Source organism: Synechococcus sp. R5-15, assembly GCF_047462035.1.
GTDB lineage: Bacteria > Cyanobacteriota > Cyanobacteriia > Thermostichales > Thermostichaceae > Thermostichus.
On the sequence record NZ_JANSIK010000030.1, the window covers coordinates 1 to 18120 of the forward strand.

Sequence of the window (18120 nt, forward strand, 5' to 3'; positions counted from 1 at the left end):
GTACTGAACATATTATACATTATTTTCAGTATAGTTGAGCTTATTATTGACTAGAGTCATGCTCTCCCGGTGGTCTCTATGCTGAAATCGCTGCCTGCTCGCCCATTGTCCTGCTTTCTTGTAGCCGGCCTGCTGTTGGCAGGGGGCGTTGCGTTTTTGGCCCCCCGTTGGTTCCCGGCTCTGGCCAACGAACAGGCTGTTCCTGAGGCCGAACTGGCGCTTCGGCCCCTCTTGCCTCCGGGATCCCGGATCCTCAGCTCGCGGCGATTGAGCGACACAGAAGCGGAAATTTGGGTGGAGTCTCGGGGGGGAACCAGCCCTGTGATCATGCGGCTGAATGCTGCAGGGACTTGGGAACAGGATATGAGCGCCACCTTGGCCCGCGGAGCCAGCCAGATGCAAGCTCTCGCCCGCCAACAAACGGTGAACTTGCCTGCCGGCTTTGGCCAGACCGCCCCCGATCAACCCCCGCCGCCGGTGCCCTCCCTTCTGCAGGCTACCCAAGCTGCCTCTAGCCTGATCCCGCCAGTGGATCGAGAGCAGGAAACCCAGCGGGCCTTGAGTGGGGCTGGCCGTGTGGATCCCTTTGTGCCCCAGAACATTCGCGCTCCTGAACCGCAGATTGTCCTGCCGCCCCTGCCTCCACCTCCGGTTTTGCCCCCTCCTGGCGACGGCAATGGAGCGCCTGTAGCCGTGGCCACCCCGATCCCAACGCCTACCCCCGACCCAGCTGCGTTTGCCCGCAGTGTACAGGTTTCCGGGATGATACAGATCGGCGGCGAGTCCTTTGCTCTGGTTTCTGGCCCAGGTGTCATTCCCGCTGTGGTGCAGGCCGGGCAAAACTACCAAACCGCCAAGGTGGCCGGAGTATCGGTGCCAGAGCGACGGGTTGTGCTCTCGGAAGGGGGAGAAACGGTCGTGAAGCAAATGGAAGACACCAGCGTGATTGTAGGTGCGCCCTAGCTTCAGCAGCAGCAAGACACCGACGGTAGAACGGGCTTATTCCAAGTAGCAGCCAACTAGCAGTAAAACAGTTGGCTGGCTTGATTCCCAACTCCCCCTTCCAGAGGGGCCGGGGGCAAGGGTCAGAGGCTACTTGAACGGGCTCGGAACAACCCTAGTTGGAAGATAGGAGTTGCCAGATCTCCAGATCCCGAGATCTTGGCGGCAAGGCCGAGAAGACTTCAAAAGCGGGGTTCGCTGCTGAGGCGGGAGGGCTGCTGTTTTAGGTAGCGCAAAAACTCCCGCAGCTCGGCGTCGCTTAGTTGGTGGCGAGATTTCTTCTGAAAGCGACGTTCCAAAAACTCTTGTCCTTCCTTGCGGCCCCAGCCAATGCGCTGCATCTCCACATCCGTTTGGGCAATGATGTCCGATAGGTCATCCCCATAGGCCGCCGGCTCACTTAGACCGGGCAGCTCTGGGGAACTTGGCTTTGCAGGGATCCCTATCGACTCGGGGGCTGGAGAAGCAGGGGAAGACTGAGCGTGTCCGTTGGCCAACTCAGGAGTTGGCAGATAAGGCACCCTAGCAGTGTCCACACCCAGGCTTAATGCAGTTGTGGGATGGCCGAATCCTGCGTGGTTCAGGGCGCGCTTCAGTGCAGCATCTTCCGCTTCTTCTACTGTGTTGGAGCCGGCAATACCACTGCCCAGAACCGTATTGTTGACCATCACCTGGGCTTTGACAATGTAGATCCCTTCTTCCACACGCAACAGATCGGTGAGCAAACTGCCCATAGGGTACCGCTCTCGAAACTGTTGAATCATGTTTGCGCCGGAACCTGTCGCTGCTCGAGGCTTGATCACAAGCTAGCTTGAAAGTCGACCTCACATCCAGATCTCAATGTCTTAATAATCAGTAATAATCAAATTGTCCTCTCAAATTGTCGGATCAGTATCGGCAAAGAAGTCTGCCACCCAATTCCAGAGAGACCCTTCTAGGCAAGCAACGTTCAGCTTGGCAAGGGTATGCTAAGGCCAAGGGATCCAGTCGCAAAGGTTGCCCCAGGTGGCTGGCTAGGGAGAACTGATCTATCATCGGCGCACAGCGAGGCATGACGGAAACCTATGGCTAGCGATACGACCGGGGCCAGCTCAGCCAGTTTGGGGCAGGCAGCCATTCGAGAGCGCAACTACGGCACTGCTTTGCAGTTGCTCCGGCGAGCTTATCGTGCGGATCCCAGCCCAGAGAATGCCCGTTGGCTGGCCACCGCCTACGAGGAGGCGGGTTACCTTCAATTGGCCGCTCTGTACCGAGAATTGGCCCAAGAGCGCAGGGAGACTCCCAAAGCGATTCAATTTCAGGCCCCCAAACCTCCCAGCACCCTTGAGGAGCTGAAGCAGCCATCTCCTGAACCGCCGGATCGCAAGACCATTCCCTTGCCGCAGCCGATCCCACGCCCAACCCCACCCGCATCTCCTCCGGATCAGCCGATTTGGGTTTACAAGCCCACCCCCATCGATCCCAAAAGCATCAGCCGCCAAGCGCCCCTTCGACCTCAAGCTGCAGAGCCTGCCCCTTCCCCTCAACCATCGGCGGAGAGGGACGACTATCTGCCGGTTCAGCACGCCCCGGATTTGAAAAACCCGCAGCAGGGATCCCCCTTTGTGCGGCGACTGAACCAACTACATCGCCAGTTTAAGGATCAGCCCACAGCGGAACTGGCGCTACAACTGGCGGAAGCCTACGACGAGCAAAAGAACTTTAAAGAGGCCCAGCGCTACTACCGAGAGGTTTTGGATCTGGATGACTCTTGGCTGTTACGACCGATGGTGCAAGAGCGCCTAGAAGAGCTGCGGCAACTGCAGGAGCCAACAGCCGAACAGAATCCTTGGGCAGATCTCTCAGCCCAAAACTTGCTCAAGCTAGGAGAAAAGTTGGAACGGGAAGGGGAAGTGGCTCGTGCCGAGCAAGTTTACCGGCAGATCCTGAAAATGGATGCCACCCTGGATGTCCATGCTAAGGCTCGCAAGGGTCTAAACCGGCTCTATCCCGACGGAAAGCGGTGATTTGCAGGCCACTCCATTCCCCTCACTCGGCGCAATGGGGAAGCAGCTCACCCTTCCCGAGGATCGAGGGCATCTCGCAAACCATCCCCCAGCAGGTTAAAGGATAGAGAGGTCAGCACCACCATCAGCGTTGGGGCCAGCACCAGCCAGGGCTGTAGGATGATCACCGAAGCGTTGGTGGCCAGCGAGAGCATGTTGCCCCAAGAGGCATCCGGCTGTTGGATCCCCAACCCGATGAGGCTCAGCACCGACTCTGCCGCAATGTAGCCGGGCACCGCCAAGGTTGCCGAGATCGCCACATAAGTAGCTGTCTGGGGCAAAATATGCCGCACCAGCAGATACAGGGATCCAGCCCCGGCTACCCGCGCTGCCTGCACAAAGTCCCGCTCTCGCAAGGACAGCACCTGCCCACGAATCACCCTGGCTAGGCCCGCCCAACCCACAAAAGAGAGGATCACCACAATCACCAAGAAGCGCTCGGCATTGCTGAAGGGCACCCCGGTCAGCGGATTCACCTGCAACACCGCTGCCAGCGACACCAGCAGATACAGCGTCGGAATCGACATCAACACCTCTGCCAAGCGCATCAGGAGCGTATCCACCCAGCCCCCAAGGTAGCCGGATATGGCCCCCACCAGCAGACCAATGGGGAAAGAGATGCCAATGCCCACCAAGCCGATAAACAGGCTGACGCGCCCGCCATAGACCAAGCGACTGAAATAGTCCCGACCTTGATCATCTGTGCCCAGCAGGTGTAGCCGTGCCACAGAGGGCTCTTCGCTGATTTGCGATCCCACTTGTCCTGCTTCTGCAACAGGCCGCAGCGGGACGGTGCCGAACAGATGCCGATTGGAGGGGATCAACCCCAACCAACGGTAGGGAGTACCGGCCACAAACAAGCGGATCCCGGCTGGACGGCTGGTATCCACCAAGAGCGGGCGTTCTCCCGTTTCCAGATCCACTGGCCCCTGGCGGGTTGGATAAACGTGGGGCCCAATCCAAGCGCCCGATTCATCCCAAAAGTGAATGGCGGTGGGCGGCAGAAGGGATCCCCCCGGCTGCGATTCCAGCGGGCTGTAGGGGGCAACAAACTCGGCAAAAATGGCGCAGGCGTAGAAAACAAGGAGAATGTAAGCTCCTACTTGGGCCCATCGATTGCGGCGAAGCCGTTTCCACCACTGCATAAGGCAGAGATTCCAGTCGAGTCCAGTTGAACCAAATGCCAGCAGTGTAGCTGATCGTGTCTTGTTCCAGTTGCAGAGAGGGCTGCAAGGTGTCACCGATTCATGCTGGCAGGACGAGTCCCTTCCCCAGTCCAAGACAAGCTCAGCCTGCCAAGGAATAGCTGGGGCTGTAGAGGGCCGTCATCTCCATCCGCACCGCAGCAATCGTCTGGGGCAGCACCCCCACCAGCCGTGCCAAAATGTCATCGGGCAATTGGCTAACCAAATCCGCAGAGAAAAATTCCTCTAAGCTAAAGAGCAAAACCCGCGCCCGCTGGGCCGGCAAAGGATTGTCGGTGATTTGCTGTAGCCAACGCATCCAGTGCAGCCGCTTGGCATAGGCACTTTGCCGCTCTTGGTGGTCTTGCGGATGCAGCAAAACCACATCCCCAATCGGGACAACGCCGCCGGACTCCACATCCAAGGGCCCCCCCACCGCAGCGCCTGGCCCGGCAAACTCGGCATGAAACGTCTTGCAGATGATCAGGGCGTTGTGCCGTTGTGGATCCACCATCAGCAATTGACCACTGCTGAGGGTGCGGATCAATTGGCCAGGCTCGACTCGCTGGACCAGACTATGGCTGGGGGGAAGCTCGCTCATAGATTTTAGGATATCTCAACCTTCCCTTGCCTCACATGGGATCTTTAACTTTCTCAGAGCTGCTTGACGCAATCTTCATATTGAGCCCTCTATCGAGACTTTGTGTTGCGAGCATTGCCAGAGGGTCTTCTTCAGGCTGCCGATGGGCTGGGGATGATCTCGCCGGTAACATGGATTCTAATATTGTCGGCATCTCCGGCTTGGCAGCGGCCAATGCGACGGGCGTAGGGGTAGCCGGCACTGTGCAGCTCCTGCAAAAGATCTGAGGTGTAGCCGGGATCCACCGCCACCAGCAAGCCCCCGCTGGTTTGGGGATCTGCCAGCAGCAGTTGCTGCCACTCGGGCAGGGATTCTGCCTGTACCCCCTCATAGCCCTGCCAATTGCGACGAGCCGCCCCTGGAAAGATCCCCGCCTCTGCCAGCGAGAGCGCTTCTGCCAAAAACGGAATGGAAGCCAGATCCAAACTGGCCCCCACCCCCGAGCCGCGACAGACTTCCAGCAAGTGTCCCACCAGGCCAAACCCTGTTACATCCGTCATGGCGTGAACTTGCGGTCGCCGAGCCAGTTGCGAGCCGATGCGATTCAGCTGGGTCATCACCTGCAAAACTTCCGCGTAGCCTGCCGCACTGAGCTGACCCTTTTTCAGAGCGGTGGTCATCACCCCGATCCCCAGCGGCTTGGTCAGGATCAGATCGTCCCCGGCTTGGGCCGTGGCATTGCGGCGAATGTGGTGTGGATGGGCCAAACCTGCTGCCACCAAGCCGAAGATGGGCTCCGGCGAATCGATGGAGTGCCCCCCTGCCAAAGGGATCCCGGCTTCTTGGCAAACCTGGATCCCTCCGGCCATGATCCCTTGGATGGCCTGCATCGGCAGGGTATTGACCGGCATGCCCAAAACCGCCAAAGCCAGAATGGGAGTGCCCCCCATCGCGTAGACATCGGAAAGGGCATTGGTCGCCGCGATCCGACCAAAATCCACCGGCTCATCCACAATCGGCATGAAGAAGTCGGTGGTCAAAATTAGGGCTTGGTGGTCGTTTAGTTGATAGACAGCCGCATCATCGCTGGTTTCAGCTCCCACCAACAAAGCCGGATTTGGGGATAGCAGGGGCACATCCTTAAGAATTTGTTGCAGCAGGGCCGGGGCAATTTTACAGCCGCAGCCACCGCCGTGGGAGTACTGGGTGAGGCGAATGGGAGCATCCATAGATTCAAGAAAAGGGAAAAAACATCAGCTGACTTTACTGTAGCGGCATCTGCAGGCAGTCGAGAAATGGACACGCTGAGTTAAGGTTAAAGGGATCCCACTATCCATAGCGTTGCCATGTCTTTTGTTCCTTTGCATCTCCACAGCGAATACAGCCTCTTGGATGGCGCCAGCCAATTGCCGCGTCTGATCGAGCAGGTGGTCGCTATGGGTTTGCCGGGGCTGGCCCTGACGGATCACGGTGTCATGTATGGGGCGTTAGAGCTGGTGAAACTGTGTAAAAGCAAAGGGATTACTCCAATCATCGGCAATGAAATGTACGTGATCAACGGCGATATCCGCGATAAAAGCCGCAAGTACCCCAAGTATCACCAGGTGGTTCTGGCCAAAAACACCCAGGGCTACAAAAACTTAGTGAAGCTAACCACCATTTCCCATCTACATGGCATTCAAGGGAAAGGGATTTTCTCTCGCCCCTGCATCAACAAAGAGTATTTGGTGCAATACAAAGAAGGGCTGATCGTCACCAGCGGCTGCTTGGCAGGAGAAGTGCCTCAAGCTATTTTGCAGCGGCGGCCAGAAATTGCCCGTGAAGTTGCCGCTTGGTACCAAGAGCAGTTTGGGGATGATTATTACATCGAGATTCAGGATCACGGTTATCAAGAAGATCGCTTTGTCAATGTGCAGTTGGTGCGCATCGCCCGCGAATTGGGGATCCCGATCATCCTCACCAACGATAGCCATTTTATTTCCTGCTGGGATGTAGAGGCCCACGATGCGCTGCTCTGCATTCAAACAGGCAAATCCCTTACTGAAAAAAATCGCCTTCGCTACACCGGAACCGAATACCTGAAAAGCCCAGAAGAGATGCGCCGTCTCTGCCGTGACCATTTGGAACAGGAGGTGATTGACGAGGCCATCGCCAACACCCTGAAGGTGCTGGAAAAGATCGAGGGCTATGACCTATTTGGGGAAATGCGCATGCCCGACTACCCGGTTCCACCGGGCCATTCTGCCGATAGCTATCTCACAGAATTGGCCTGGCAGGGGCTGGCGAAGCGCTGCGGTGTTGCTCAGCCGGATCAGATCCCCCAAAACTACCAGGAGCGCCTGCGCTTTGAGCTGAACATCATCCAACAAAAGGGCTTCTCCAGCTATTTCCTGGTGGTCTGGGACTACGTTCGCTATGCCCGCGAGCAGGGGATCCCGGTGGGGCCGGGGCGAGGCTCGGCAGCAGGATCCCTGGTGGCCTATGCCCTACAAATTACCAACATTGACCCGGTTAAATACGGCCTACTGTTTGAGCGATTTCTCAATCCAGAACGTCAATCGATGCCGGATATCGATACGGATTTTTGCATCGAGCGGCGGGGAGAGCTGATCGACTATGTGACCCGCAAATACGGCCAAGAGCGAGTCGCCCAGATCATCACCTTTAACCGCATGACCTCTAAAGCCATTCTCAAAGATGTCGGTCGAGTCTTAGACATTCCCTACTCAGAAGCCGACAAAATGGCGAAATTGATCCCGGTATCCCGAGGCAAGCCCGCAAAATTGGAAGAGATGATTGGCGAGGATACTCCCGCTCCAGAGTTCAAAGAAAAATACGAGAAAGACCCAACCACCCACCGCTGGATCGAGCTGGCACGTTTGTTGGAGGGCACCAACAAAACCTTCGGGGTTCACGCTGCCGGTGTGGTGATTGCTAAGGATCCCTTAGATGAGATCGTGCCTCTGCAGTACAACAATGAAGGCCAAATTATCACCCAGTACTCGATGGAAGATATCGAGTCTTTGGGCTTGCTGAAGATGGACTTTTTGGGTCTGCGCAACCTGACGATGATTCAGCGGGCAGTGGAACTGATTCGAGAACACAATGGCGTCAATATAGATCTGGATAACCTACCCCTAGACGACAAGAAAACCTACCAGCTTTTGGAAAAGGGAGAGCTGGAAGGGATCTTCCAACTGGAATCTTCTGGCATGAAGCAGGTGGTGCGGGAGCTCAAACCTTCCAACCTGGAAGATATTTCTTCAGTATTGGCCTTGTACCGGCCAGGCCCATTGGATACGGGAATGATCCCCGACTTTATCGATCGCAAGCACGGTCGCAAACCGGTAACCTATGCCCACGAACTCCTCAAGCCCATTCTTCAGGATACCTACGGAGCCATCCTCTACCAGGAACAGATCATGCGCATTGCCCAAGACATGGCCGGATACACCTTAGGCCAAGCCGATCTGCTGCGGCGAGCGATGGGGAAAAAGAAAGTCTCCGAGATGGAGAAACACCGCGAGCAATTTGTGCAGGGGGCAGCCAAGCGGGGTGTAAGCCAAGAAGTTGCCACAGAATTGTTTGATCAAATGGTTGCTTTCGCCGAGTATTGCTTCAATAAATCGCATTCTACTGCCTATGGGTTGATTACTTTTCAAACAGCTTACCTCAAGGCCAATTACCCAACGGAATATATGGCAGCCTTGCTCTCTTCTGTGGGGGGAGATCAGGACAAGGTACAGCGCTACATTACCTATTGCTTGTCAATTGGGATCCAAATTCAGCCGCCGGATATCAACCGTTCTGGAATGGACTTTACTCCCCAGGGATCCAGCATTTTGTTTGGTCTGGGGGCAGTGAAGAATGTAGGGGAGGGGGCCATTCAAAACATTTTGGCTGCCCGTCAAGCTGATGGCCCCTTTACCTCTCTGGCCGATTTCTGTGAGCGGGTGGATCTGCGTATTGTGAACCGTCGCGCCATCGAAGCGCTGATTCATGCCGGTGCCTTTGATCGAATTTCCAGCAATCGCAAGCAGTTGATTGCCGATCTGGATCCAATCCTCAGTTGGGCCGCGGATCGGGCCAAGTCCAAAGCCATCGGCCAAGCCAGCTTGTTCGATCTATTGGGGAGCAATAGCAGCGCCGGCAATGGATTTGTGGAGGCTCCGCGTGGGCCGGCTACTGAAGATTTTCCACCTCAGGAAAAGTTGAGGCTAGAACGGGAGCTGCTGGGGTTTTATGTCTCGGATCATCCGCTGCGGCGCATTCAGGAGCAAGCGCGGCTGCTGGCCCCTGTAAACCTAGCTGACTTGGGCGGCTGCGCAGCCGATGCCTCTGTGGGCGTTCTCGCCCTGGTGACTGCCATTAAAAATGTCACAACCAAGAAAGGGGATCGCATGGCCATTTTGCAACTGGAAGATCTCACCGGCAGTTGTGAAGCAGTGATCTTCCCCAAAACCTATGAACGTTTGCGCGGTTGCCTGGAGGTGGATCAACGGCTATTGGTTTGGGCCAAAGTGGATCAGCGGGATGAACAGGTGCAACTGATTGTGGAAGATTTACAACCGATTGAATCTGTTAGTTGGGTAACGGTGGAGATCCCTCTCGACTCTGCTGGGACACTGGAGGATCGATACCGTTTACAGACGCTAATCGCTCGCCAACGCTCGGAAATTAAAGAAGAAAATCGCATTCCTGTCGTGGCTGCCATCACCGCCCATCCCCATACCCTTTGGGTGAGAATGGGATCCCAATTTTGGGTTAACAATGCCCAAGCCGCCGTTGAAGCCCTGCGTCAAGCCGGCTACACCGCCCGCAGCGAATCGCTGCTCTCTCCATAGGCATGGCAGAGAAAGCTCCGGCAACAGCAGGAGAAATTCAACGGAGCTGTTTCTCAAGCCAAGCCCGCAACTGGCTCACCGTCAGCCGAGGGGAAGGACGTGGCAAAGGTCGCTCGGGATCCCTTGCCAGAGTGAGCACGGGAACTTCCAGTTGGTATTGCTCCCACCAACTCGGGTTGGAGGTGATGTCGCGGACTTCCAGATCACGGATTTCGGGGATCTGCCGCAACTTCTCCACCAAGCTCTCGCAGAGGTGGCAGCCGGGTTTGCTGTAGAGAATCAGGGGGGGCCAAGGCATAGCGGATCCCTAGCGGGTGACGGTGCAGGCCAGCCGACGGTGTTGTAGGGAAGGCATCTGCCGCCTGACCAACTGGAAACGCTCTGGGTTAATTTCAGCAATGGCCACCCCCGGTTTTTCGCCACCCGCATCCGCCAAGATAGTCCCCCAGGGGTCCACGATCATGGCATGGCCGTGACACTGTCGCCGCTCGTAGTGGGTGCCCACCTGGGCGGGGGCTATCACGTAACAGGTGTTCTCAATGGCCCGGCATTGCAGCAAAACCTGCCAGTGATCCCGACCCGTGTAGGCCGTGAAGGCGGCAGGGATGAGCAAAATCTGGGCTCCGCGATCCACCAGGGATCGGTACAGCTCTGGAAAGCGTACGTCGTAGCAGACCGACAAACCGAGGTTCCCCAGTTGCTCTTGCTCGCAGGTGACCACCTCATCTCCGCTGACCACCGTGTTCGACTCGCGGTAGGTATTGCCGTCGGGCAAATTCACATCGAACAGGTGAATTTTGCGATAACGGGCCAGCTCTTTGCCATCGGGGCTGTAGAGGGCAGCGGTATTGTAAACTTTGCCCTGCCCGTCCGGCACAGGATACCCTCCTCCCAAAATAAATACTTGGTAACGCTGGGCCATCTTGGCCAAAAACTCCTCCGCCCGCTCCGCAATCTCAGGAGCAAGGCGGGCTTTCTCGGCTTCCGGCCCCATGAAGGCAAAGTTTTCTGGTAGCGTCACCAGCTCGCATCCCTGGCGCACTGCAAAGTCGATCCACTCTTCCGCCTGCTGCAAGTTGCTGGCCAGATCGGGAATGCTGGTCATTTGAATGGCGGCTGCCAGATAAGAGCGCATAGACGGAAACTCCAAAGGATGCTAGAGGGGATCCGGCCGGCTAGCCGACCAGATGCCACCAGCCCAAGGCAGGCCCTACAAATCGGATCACCACCCAAATGATGGCCAGGAGAATGATGCCTGCCCAAGCGCCACGGGTTGTCCAATTGTAGATGGCGCGAGCTTGCCCTTTGGTGAGGGGAATATCCTTGAGGTTGGGAAACACCAGCTCTTGGTCGGGATCTTGGCTGATGCGGGTTTTACGGCGCTTCGCTTCGCCCATGGGGTGGCCTCCAAGTTCTTCGCTGGGGTGGCGACTTTTATCTTAAGGCCTTCTGCCTTGGTCACAAGACTGGGTTGACATCCATCTGCATCACAATCGCCTACTTGTGCCATCGGGCCACGCCAATCCATCCCTAGCCGGAAATCCACAAAGGGGATCCCTGGTGCTCTTGGGGACGATTGCCATCCTCTTCGGTAATGGCCACAGCCCGCACCCATTCTGTAGATTCAAACACCGGCGGTAGGCGCAGCTCCTGTTGGCGATTTCCTGTTTCATCCACCGGAAAAGCTGCCACGAGAACGGCCCCCGCCCTATCGGTGGTAAAGGGCGCCTCCGGTTCCAGCACCACCCACAGGGCATAGACCCGGCCTTCCGGCAAAGGCGGCAACCCTTGGGCCACCAATCGCCCTTGCAGGCGCTGGGGATCCACCTCAAGCTTGACCGAGCCGGCCAGGTTCTCCGCAGTCGGCTGCAATTCATAGGTCAACACCTCGCCAGGGATCCCTTGCGTCTGGGCTAGCTGCAGCCTGCGCCACAGGTAGAGGTTCCCCAGCCCCAAAGCGACGATCAAGCCTGCGGCCACCGCCCCCAAGCCCCGTTGCCAGAGACGGGATCCCTTGGCAATCCAGGCGGGGGTGCGCATCGGTTGGGCTGCCTGCGCCTGCAACAGAGAAGCCCGCAGGGCGGGGGGAGGTTGCTTTTCCTCCACGCCGTAGGCTGTCTCCAATGCCTGTTGCAAAGCCTGCAGTTCTCGGTGCAGCTCCGGGCGCAGCTTGAGCAATGCCTCCAGCCGGTCGGCCTCTTCCGGGGAGAGATCCCCCAGCACATAGCCTGCCAGCCACAGTTGCAGTTCTTCGGGAGACACAGATTCGGCTTTCATGAGGGGCCTCCCAACAACTCGCGCAGCCGCAGCAGAGCCCGCCGGGCTCTGGCTTTGACCGTTCCCAAAGGCAGATCCAGTTGCTTGGCAATTTCCGTTTGGCTCATGCCTTCGTAATAGGCCATCTTCAAGACTTGCCGCTGACTTTCGGACAACTCGGCCAAAGCCGTTTGCACCTCGGCCACCCGTTCCGCTTGGGCCAACTGCTCCAAGGTGGGATCCGCAGCAGGACTACCCTGCAATTCCACTCTGCCCCGTTTCAAGGAGCGCTGTCGATTCCGCCAAGAGCGCAGCCGATCCAAACAGCGAGAGCGGGCCAAGATGCTCAGGTAGGTGCGCAGGGATCCCCGTCTGGGATCAAAGGAGGAACGAGCCAAGTTCAAAAAAATATCCTGGGTGAGATCTTCGGCTTCGGCAGTACTGCCCAGCATTTTGCAGGCAATTCCGTACACCAAGCCGGCATGTCGGTCGTAGAGAATGGCCAGAGCTTGTGACCGGCCTGCTTTTAGGGCTGCAAACACCTCTGCATCGGTTTTTTCCTGCAGGATTCCTCAGCTTTGTCACCCTCGATCTTCATGAGTGGGAAGAGGAAACGGGATGGAAAAGAGAAAGAAACTGCAGAGGCACAAGCATCGCCCAGAGTAATCCAAGCAGGGCAGCGGCTCTCATAATTTATCGTCTGCATAGGCGGAGGTCAACCCCGAGCTAAGGGGAGATAGAAGGCCCAATCCTGAGCTGGGATCGGGCCGGGTCAAGGATCAACAGCAGCAACGATCTCAAAACGATTCCAACAATTGGTTCCAAATCAATGAATCCAAAACATTGATTAATGTTGATTAACCTTGATTTAATTTAATTTAGATAGGCAAATGGGAATCGGCTTTCCTAGAGGGCGGCCAAGCCAAAGAACGGCCCACCCGGCAGGGTGCCCAGGGATGTGGCCCGACCGGTGTTTAGGTCAATTCGATACAAGGTGGAGCCGCCGATGGCAAAGCCGGTATCCACTCCATCAGCAGTACGGATGTCAAACCCACCCATAGGGCCGAAGTTCACCCCCAGAGGGCCAATGGGCACCTGAACCCCATCGTTGGGGGGTTAACAGCAGCTGCTGTTTTTATCATCGTTTATTTGAGCGGTTCTAGGTTCACGGCAAGTTGACGGCAGCTACGGTTTTTGTTACCACCGATCTAGTTAGCTTTGCTAACTCTACCTCAAGTTCTGGGGGAAGTCGCGCCTGTGGAGATTCCTCTGCCGGGGTTGGGTCAAAAGCTCAGCTAGGTAAGGGTCGTAGAAGCAGGAAGCAACCGGTTGTTTAGTTCATCCTGGGCGGTGAAATAAACGACCATGAGTTGCGGAACGGTTGAAGTCCATGCCAGAAAGCATGCCCGCCGTAAAGGGCGCTGACAGGGTACTGGCTACGGTAGCGGCACCGGTCTGCAAGTTGATGGTGTAAAGGATGCTGGTGTCGGTGAGTCCATAGAGCAGTCGGTTGGCAGGACGCACATCGATACCAATGAGGTTGCCGTTCACTCCTGTTACCGTCAGGGATCCCTGCACAAAGGCATCGGCAGAGCGGATAAAGGTGAGGCGGTTGCCGCTGCTCAAAGCCACCAAATCCGCTTGGGAAGGCATCATCGAAGACGAAGTGCTGCTGCCACAGCCCAAGAGAGCAAAACTGCCGGCTATCACAGATGCTGCTACAAAGCTTGTGTGTTTGTGCATTGAACAGGCTCCTCAAAAGATCGACAGACCATCAAAACCACTGACAGACAAGCCCCCCTAAACCACAGAGCCTGTGGCTGCAAAGCGCTGCAGTGAAAACTTTTTTGCCCTCAACCCAGAGAACTCTGCGATTCCCTCTGCCTTGTACTGAAGGCAGTTGTTCTCTGCGATGGCAGCGCATGGGGCGCGTCTGTAGAAATTACTCAACTCCTGGAAACTCGGATGCGTGGGATCCAAGCTTTTTGGCCCAGACTTTAACTGGAAGCGCTGGTGTAAAAGCGCAGGGCAAAGCGCCAGAAGAGATGGGATCCCCACAACAGCCCTGCCGCCAGCAGAGCGGATCCCAGCAGCCACGGCCATTGGGCTCGCCCCAGCAGAGTCTCCGCCGGGATGGTGGTCAGGAAAGCCACCGGCACGACGAAGGTGAAAAACACGCGGTAGGCCACCGGATAGGCCACTATCGGAAATCGTCCTGCCTCTACTAGGCCCCGCAGCACCTCGGTGACGTTGTAGATTTTCACAAACCAAATGCTGGTGGCTCCCAACATAAACCAGAGGCTGTAGAGGATGATCAGCCCCAGCAGCAGAGGCAACAGCCCCAGAGCATAGGCCCAAGCAGGCAAATGGAGCTGGATCCCGGCGTAGAGAATCAGCAACAGGCCAAAGCCGATATCCACCAGGCCCCAGGGGGAAAACACCCTGGCCGACAGCCAAAACTGGCTGCTTATTGGCTTTAGCAAAACAAAATCCAAGGTGCCTTCCTGCACCTGCTGCACAATGCGATTGAGGTTGACGTTAAAGAGACTGGCCGACACCCCCTGCAGAATGGTGAACACCCCCAACACGATGAGGGCTTCCGGCCAACTCCAACCGCCCAGCCGGTGCCCCTGCTGGTAAAACAACGACAGCCCAAACAGAGCGGATCCCAAGCCACCCAGACTGCTGAGGCTGGCAAAGAAAAAATTGGCACGGTACTCCATTTCTGCCGCGATTGAGGTGCTCCAAAACAGCCACAGTATCCGCAAATAGCGCAGCACCTTGGTTTTCTCCAATCTCAGCTTTTATCCCACTTGCGGTAACAGCGGGCGGTAATGAAATAGGGGTGAAACACCTCCAAAAAACAGCTTTGCAGCACCTGAAAGAATTGCTCTACCTTTTGCGGGTCGTCCAGGTGAAAAGGAAACTCGCCGTTAAACCCCTTGAAAAAGTACCAGTTGATCAAAAGCTTACCTGACGGCTTGAGCCAGTCGTAAAACTGCCGCAACTGCGCTGCCGGATCCGCCAGATGTTCCACCACATCGAAGCAGATGACCGTGTCAAAAAAGATCTCTTCTGGGAAGTTTTCTGGACAGTGGATGCGCTCGGTTAAGCCCAGCTTTTCCGCCCGCCGTTGCACAAACTGCCGATGGATGGGGTTGATATCCCAGAAGATCACCTGATCCACCGCTGCGCAGAGGGCCGCCCCGATAGCATGGGTGCCGATGCCGCCGCCAAAATCCAACACCAACCCGCGGGCATGATCCGCCACCAGGCGTAAGGTATCGCCGATGTAGTCGGTGCTGCTCAGGTGCCAAGCCGCCAAATCCAGCAGATAGGCGGATCTCACCTGATCCCGATAAAACGCATCTGCCCGATCCCAGCCAAAGTCTCGCCGGCCCAACTCCGCCAATTGCTGCTGCCCTGCCCGCAGCCTCTCCCGCAGATCGGCAGCCGCAAGGCCCAGGAAGGATCCCAGATGGTCTTCTAGGTCAAAGGCATTTTGCCAGTAGCCGCTCAGAGCAGGTGGGATGGGGGGCACAGGAGGATTCAGAAGACTGGTTGGGTTGGCTTAGGCAACAGTGAAATCCTCTTCCTCTGGCTGAGCCAGGTTTTCCGGGTTCGGCTCCGTGTCTTTATTAAAATCAAAGGTGGATGGGGATGTAGAGCTAGCAGCATCCAGAGGCTGCAATAACTTGGCTAGGGTTTCCGGGCTGAGTCGATCCGTTGTCTCCACAATTGCTGTTACGTTCGGCCCAAACCTTATCTTATCTAGAAGCTGAAGGCGATGGGACAAAACCCGTTTTCCGTTGACGAATAGGCCATTGGTGCTGGGCCTGGATCCCGGACTGCCATCGAATACCATGTAGCTGTACTGCAGGGATCCCTGTGCAGTTGGCCCTGAACCTGGGATGCGGATGAGGGAAGCGTGTTTCCGAGAGACGCAGGGATCGTAAAGGCGAATATGATTGTCTTTAGACCGTCCCACTGAGTAATAGATACTATCCAGAACAACCCCCCTCTGCCCCAATCGATCCCTGAAGATCAAGACCCAGTGAACAGGGACAGGCTGAGTACTGCAGCGAGCAGAAGAGGCCATGATGAATCAAGCTGCACCTAGAGTCGCTGGTGTCAACAAAAGGGAAACTCAATGAAGGTGGGTAGTCACTTAGCTCTTAAAGGCCAAGGCAGCAGCTGCTTTCCCCATTATAAGTAGCCATCCCCCTGAGTCCAAAAGCCCAAGTTCAGCTAGGAGTAGGGGTGTTGCCGAAACAGAAACCGGCCCAGAAAACCCATTCTTATTGGTCTAAGATGCATCCAGAGTTACCCCGTTTTGGGGAAGAACCCTGAGAGCTCAACTCTCGGCAGGCTGGCGAGCAGTCTAGCATGCCCAAAGTCTTTTAGACTAGAGCGCAGGGAGGTAGGTTGCAGGTTTGGCTTGGACAGGAGATCATAGAGTTTCGTCGAAACCCAAAGCTCCCATTGACAGCGTGACGGTGGAACACAAGCACATTCAGTTAGACAGTCGGCCCGTTGGCCTGAACACAGCCACCGGTACCATCAAAGCCCAGTTGGACTTGCTACTGCTGGGGTTGGAGTCCCTGAGCGGAGAAAGTTCCGAAGCGGTTCTGGCCGCAGCCAAAGCCCTCAACTTGGAAGAGCAGATTGGCGACCGGGTGACCCTCTGGCGACTGCGCAATGCTAACCCCTTGCGCCGCAGCAGCGGTGGGCGCAAAAAGGTGGATATCGAAGAGGCCCGCGCCCTGGTGATGGTGATTGCCTATCTGGCTGCTCAGCAACAAGCCCGTATCCGCAGCACCTTGGAGCAACTGGAAGCCGCTGTCGATCAAGAGCTCAGCCCCTTCCGTCAGCCGCTGGTGGGAGATTACTTGGATGAATTCCTCTCTCACTACCGCAGCCGCATGGTGGATGGGGACGTGCGCGATGAGAATAGCCTCACCGAGCTGGCCCTGCGCATCTTGATTGAGCTGATGTTCTACAGTAGCCCGAAAGGCGCTCAGCGCCTGTGGAAAGCCTTGCTCAGCCGTCCTGAGATGGATTTGCCTGCCGGCAGCGATCTGGAAGAAGAGGGGGTAGCCCACAGCTCCGGCCCCGATACCTCACCCTCTTCTTGAGGCAGGTTTGTCAATTATCACCTCTGTTATCGCCTCTGTAGCCCTCTACCCGTGTTGTTCGCCCGCAGTTGCCATGCCCAGCCTCACCCTGATTAGCCACACCTATCAACAACCCACTTCTACGCTGACTGTACGGGGAGAAGCCCCTGCCGATTCCAATTCTTCAGACTCCTCTGCAACGCCGCCGCTGCAAGCCATCCAGCGCAGCTTCGAGTGTCAGTTGGAAATCCGCCAGGGGGAAACGGTCAAAACCTTACACGGAGATAACCTTTGGCTCAACGATTTGATCACCGTAATCGACCGCTACGTGGGATCCCACTTGAGTGGGGAACCCAAGGGAACCTTCAGCGGTACCGTGGCCATCCGTCCGCTTGATTTTATTTTTCATCGCCTCACGGTGCGCCAAGGGGAAGATCGCATCGCGCAGGTGGATTTGTCGATGACGCAGTTGTACGACCTGCTGGAGAACCTCTCCCAGGTGGCGGATGACATTCCCCAACTGGCCAATCTGGGAACTCCGGTGACGCTGGCTTGGTATCGACAGCCCACTGGGATCGCGGCCCTGCTGGTGGGCGGGATCGCAGTTGTGGCCGGTGTTGGGATCTGGGCCAGTCGCCCCCCTAGGGATCCCACAGGTTCCCCTTCCCCGCAAGAGCAGCTCACCATCCCTGCCTTGACGGGTCAATCGCAGCCTTTGGCCACATCCCTCCAAGAATCTGACCCAACAGCGGGAAGAGAGGCAGCAGGGGCGGATCCCCTTTCCCGTCTGCGAGACATTTTGGCAGAGCAGTGGCAGTCTCCCCCCGATTGGCCAGAGAGCTTGGTCTACCGGGTAACGGTGGATAGGACGGGATCCCTGCTGGCTGCCGAGCCGGAGGATGCGCTGGCCCGGGAGCGCCGAGCCGAAACCCCATTTGCCGACCTGCCGGAGCTACCGCCGGATCCCTTGCCGGCAGGCGCACAACAGTTCCGCGTCAGCCTAGAGCCGGGCAACCAGGTGGAAGTAACCCAGGACAGGTAGGCATCCCGACAGGCCAAGCTGGGGTGGGTCAGCACTATAGTCTACCTAGGGAT

At 56.8% G+C, this 18120-nt stretch carries 18 protein-coding genes and 1 pseudogene; 5 read left to right on the plus strand and 14 right to left on the minus strand.

Annotated elements, in window-relative coordinates; genetic code table 11:
* The first annotated feature begins 78 nt into the window (after positions 1-78).
* Positions 79-963: a hypothetical protein gene (locus NW839_RS02970; RefSeq protein WP_414329850.1), complete on the plus strand. Its 885-nt coding sequence runs from the start codon at positions 79-81 to the stop codon at positions 961-963.
* A gap of 221 nt (positions 964-1184) precedes the next feature.
* Here NW839_RS02970 and NW839_RS02975 read toward each other — a convergent pair whose 3' ends face one another.
* Entirely contained in the window at positions 1185-1766 is a 582-nt protein-coding gene (locus NW839_RS02975) for a hypothetical protein (RefSeq protein WP_414349886.1), read from the minus strand.
* Between the two features lie 300 nt (positions 1767-2066).
* On the opposite strand from NW839_RS02975, the gene NW839_RS02980 reads away from it, so the two are divergent.
* On the plus strand, positions 2067-3008 hold the full coding sequence (locus tag NW839_RS02980; protein ID WP_414349885.1) for a hypothetical protein: 942 nt from the start codon (positions 2067-2069) through the stop codon (positions 3006-3008).
* A gap of 47 nt (positions 3009-3055) precedes the next feature.
* On the opposite strand, the gene NW839_RS02985 is transcribed toward NW839_RS02980, so the two are convergent.
* The 3 genes from NW839_RS02985 to selD all read right to left on the minus strand — a co-directional run bounded on the left by NW839_RS02985 (position 3056) and on the right by selD (position 6040).
* Positions 3056-4192, minus strand: a complete 1137-nt coding sequence (locus NW839_RS02985) for an ABC transporter permease (protein WP_414349884.1) — start codon at positions 4190-4192, stop codon at positions 3056-3058.
* A gap of 142 nt (positions 4193-4334) precedes the next feature.
* Positions 4335-4832 (minus strand): hypothetical protein, encoded by a 498-nt coding sequence (locus NW839_RS02990; protein WP_414329228.1) that lies wholly within the window; start codon positions 4830-4832, stop codon positions 4335-4337.
* A 131-nt stretch (positions 4833-4963) separates the two neighbouring features.
* Positions 4964-6040, minus strand: coding sequence for a selenide, water dikinase SelD (gene selD, locus NW839_RS02995; protein WP_414349883.1), 1077 nt, complete (start codon positions 6038-6040; stop codon positions 4964-4966).
* 117 nt (positions 6041-6157) lie between these two features.
* On the opposite strand from selD, the gene NW839_RS03000 reads away from it, so the two are divergent.
* Positions 6158-9655, plus strand: coding sequence for a DNA polymerase III subunit alpha (locus NW839_RS03000; protein ID WP_414349882.1), 3498 nt, complete (start codon positions 6158-6160; stop codon positions 9653-9655).
* Positions 9656-9692: 37 nt separating this feature from the next.
* Here NW839_RS03000 and NW839_RS03005 read toward each other — a convergent pair whose 3' ends face one another.
* The 10 genes and pseudogenes from NW839_RS03005 to NW839_RS03050 form a co-directional block, all read right to left on the minus strand.
* Entirely contained in the window at positions 9693-9953 is a 261-nt protein-coding gene (locus NW839_RS03005; RefSeq protein ID WP_414329232.1) for a glutaredoxin family protein, read from the minus strand.
* Between the two features lie 9 nt (positions 9954-9962).
* Positions 9963-10790: a carbon-nitrogen hydrolase family protein gene (locus NW839_RS03010; protein ID WP_011432809.1), complete on the minus strand. Its 828-nt coding sequence runs from the start codon at positions 10788-10790 to the stop codon at positions 9963-9965.
* Between the two features lie 40 nt (positions 10791-10830).
* Complete coding sequence (locus NW839_RS03015; RefSeq protein ID WP_414349881.1) at positions 10831-11052, minus strand: DUF2839 domain-containing protein; 222 nt, start codon at positions 11050-11052, stop codon at positions 10831-10833.
* Between the two features lie 133 nt (positions 11053-11185).
* The gene (locus NW839_RS03020) at positions 11186-11932 is read right to left on the minus strand and encodes an anti-sigma factor domain-containing protein (protein ID WP_414349880.1); all 747 of its coding nucleotides are present in this window, start codon (positions 11930-11932) and stop codon (positions 11186-11188) included.
* On the minus strand, positions 11929-12453 hold the full coding sequence (locus NW839_RS03025) for a sigma-70 family RNA polymerase sigma factor (RefSeq protein ID WP_414349879.1): 525 nt from the start codon (positions 12451-12453) through the stop codon (positions 11929-11931). The genes NW839_RS03020 and NW839_RS03025 overlap by 4 nt, the downstream gene beginning before the upstream one ends.
* A 364-nt stretch (positions 12454-12817) precedes the next feature.
* Positions 12818-13015: pseudogene (locus NW839_RS03030) on the minus strand (DUF4394 domain-containing protein); the annotation flags it as partial.
* A 234-nt stretch (positions 13016-13249) separates the two neighbouring features.
* Positions 13250-13567 (minus strand): DUF4394 domain-containing protein, encoded by a 318-nt coding sequence (locus NW839_RS03035; RefSeq protein ID WP_414380464.1) that lies wholly within the window; start codon positions 13565-13567, stop codon positions 13250-13252.
* A gap of 341 nt (positions 13568-13908) precedes the next feature.
* On the minus strand, positions 13909-14691 hold the full coding sequence (locus tag NW839_RS03040; protein WP_414349888.1) for an ABC transporter permease: 783 nt from the start codon (positions 14689-14691) through the stop codon (positions 13909-13911).
* Positions 14692-14708: 17 nt separating this feature from the next.
* Positions 14709-15452, minus strand: a complete 744-nt coding sequence (locus NW839_RS03045) for a class I SAM-dependent methyltransferase (RefSeq protein ID WP_414349877.1) — start codon at positions 15450-15452, stop codon at positions 14709-14711.
* A 30-nt stretch (positions 15453-15482) separates the two neighbouring features.
* Entirely contained in the window at positions 15483-16010 is a 528-nt protein-coding gene (locus NW839_RS03050; RefSeq protein ID WP_011432802.1) for an FHA domain-containing protein, read from the minus strand.
* 391 nt (positions 16011-16401) lie between these two features.
* On the opposite strand from NW839_RS03050, the gene NW839_RS03055 reads away from it, so the two are divergent.
* Both NW839_RS03055 and NW839_RS03060 read left to right on the plus strand, forming a co-directional pair.
* A complete protein-coding gene (locus NW839_RS03055; protein ID WP_414341745.1) occupies positions 16402-17046 on the plus strand; it encodes a DUF3038 domain-containing protein in 645 nt (214 codons plus the stop codon).
* A gap of 7 nt (positions 17047-17053) precedes the next feature.
* Positions 17054-18067, plus strand: a complete 1014-nt coding sequence (locus NW839_RS03060) for a DUF4335 domain-containing protein (protein ID WP_414349876.1) — start codon at positions 17054-17056, stop codon at positions 18065-18067.
* The last annotated feature ends 53 nt before the right edge of the window (positions 18068-18120 follow it).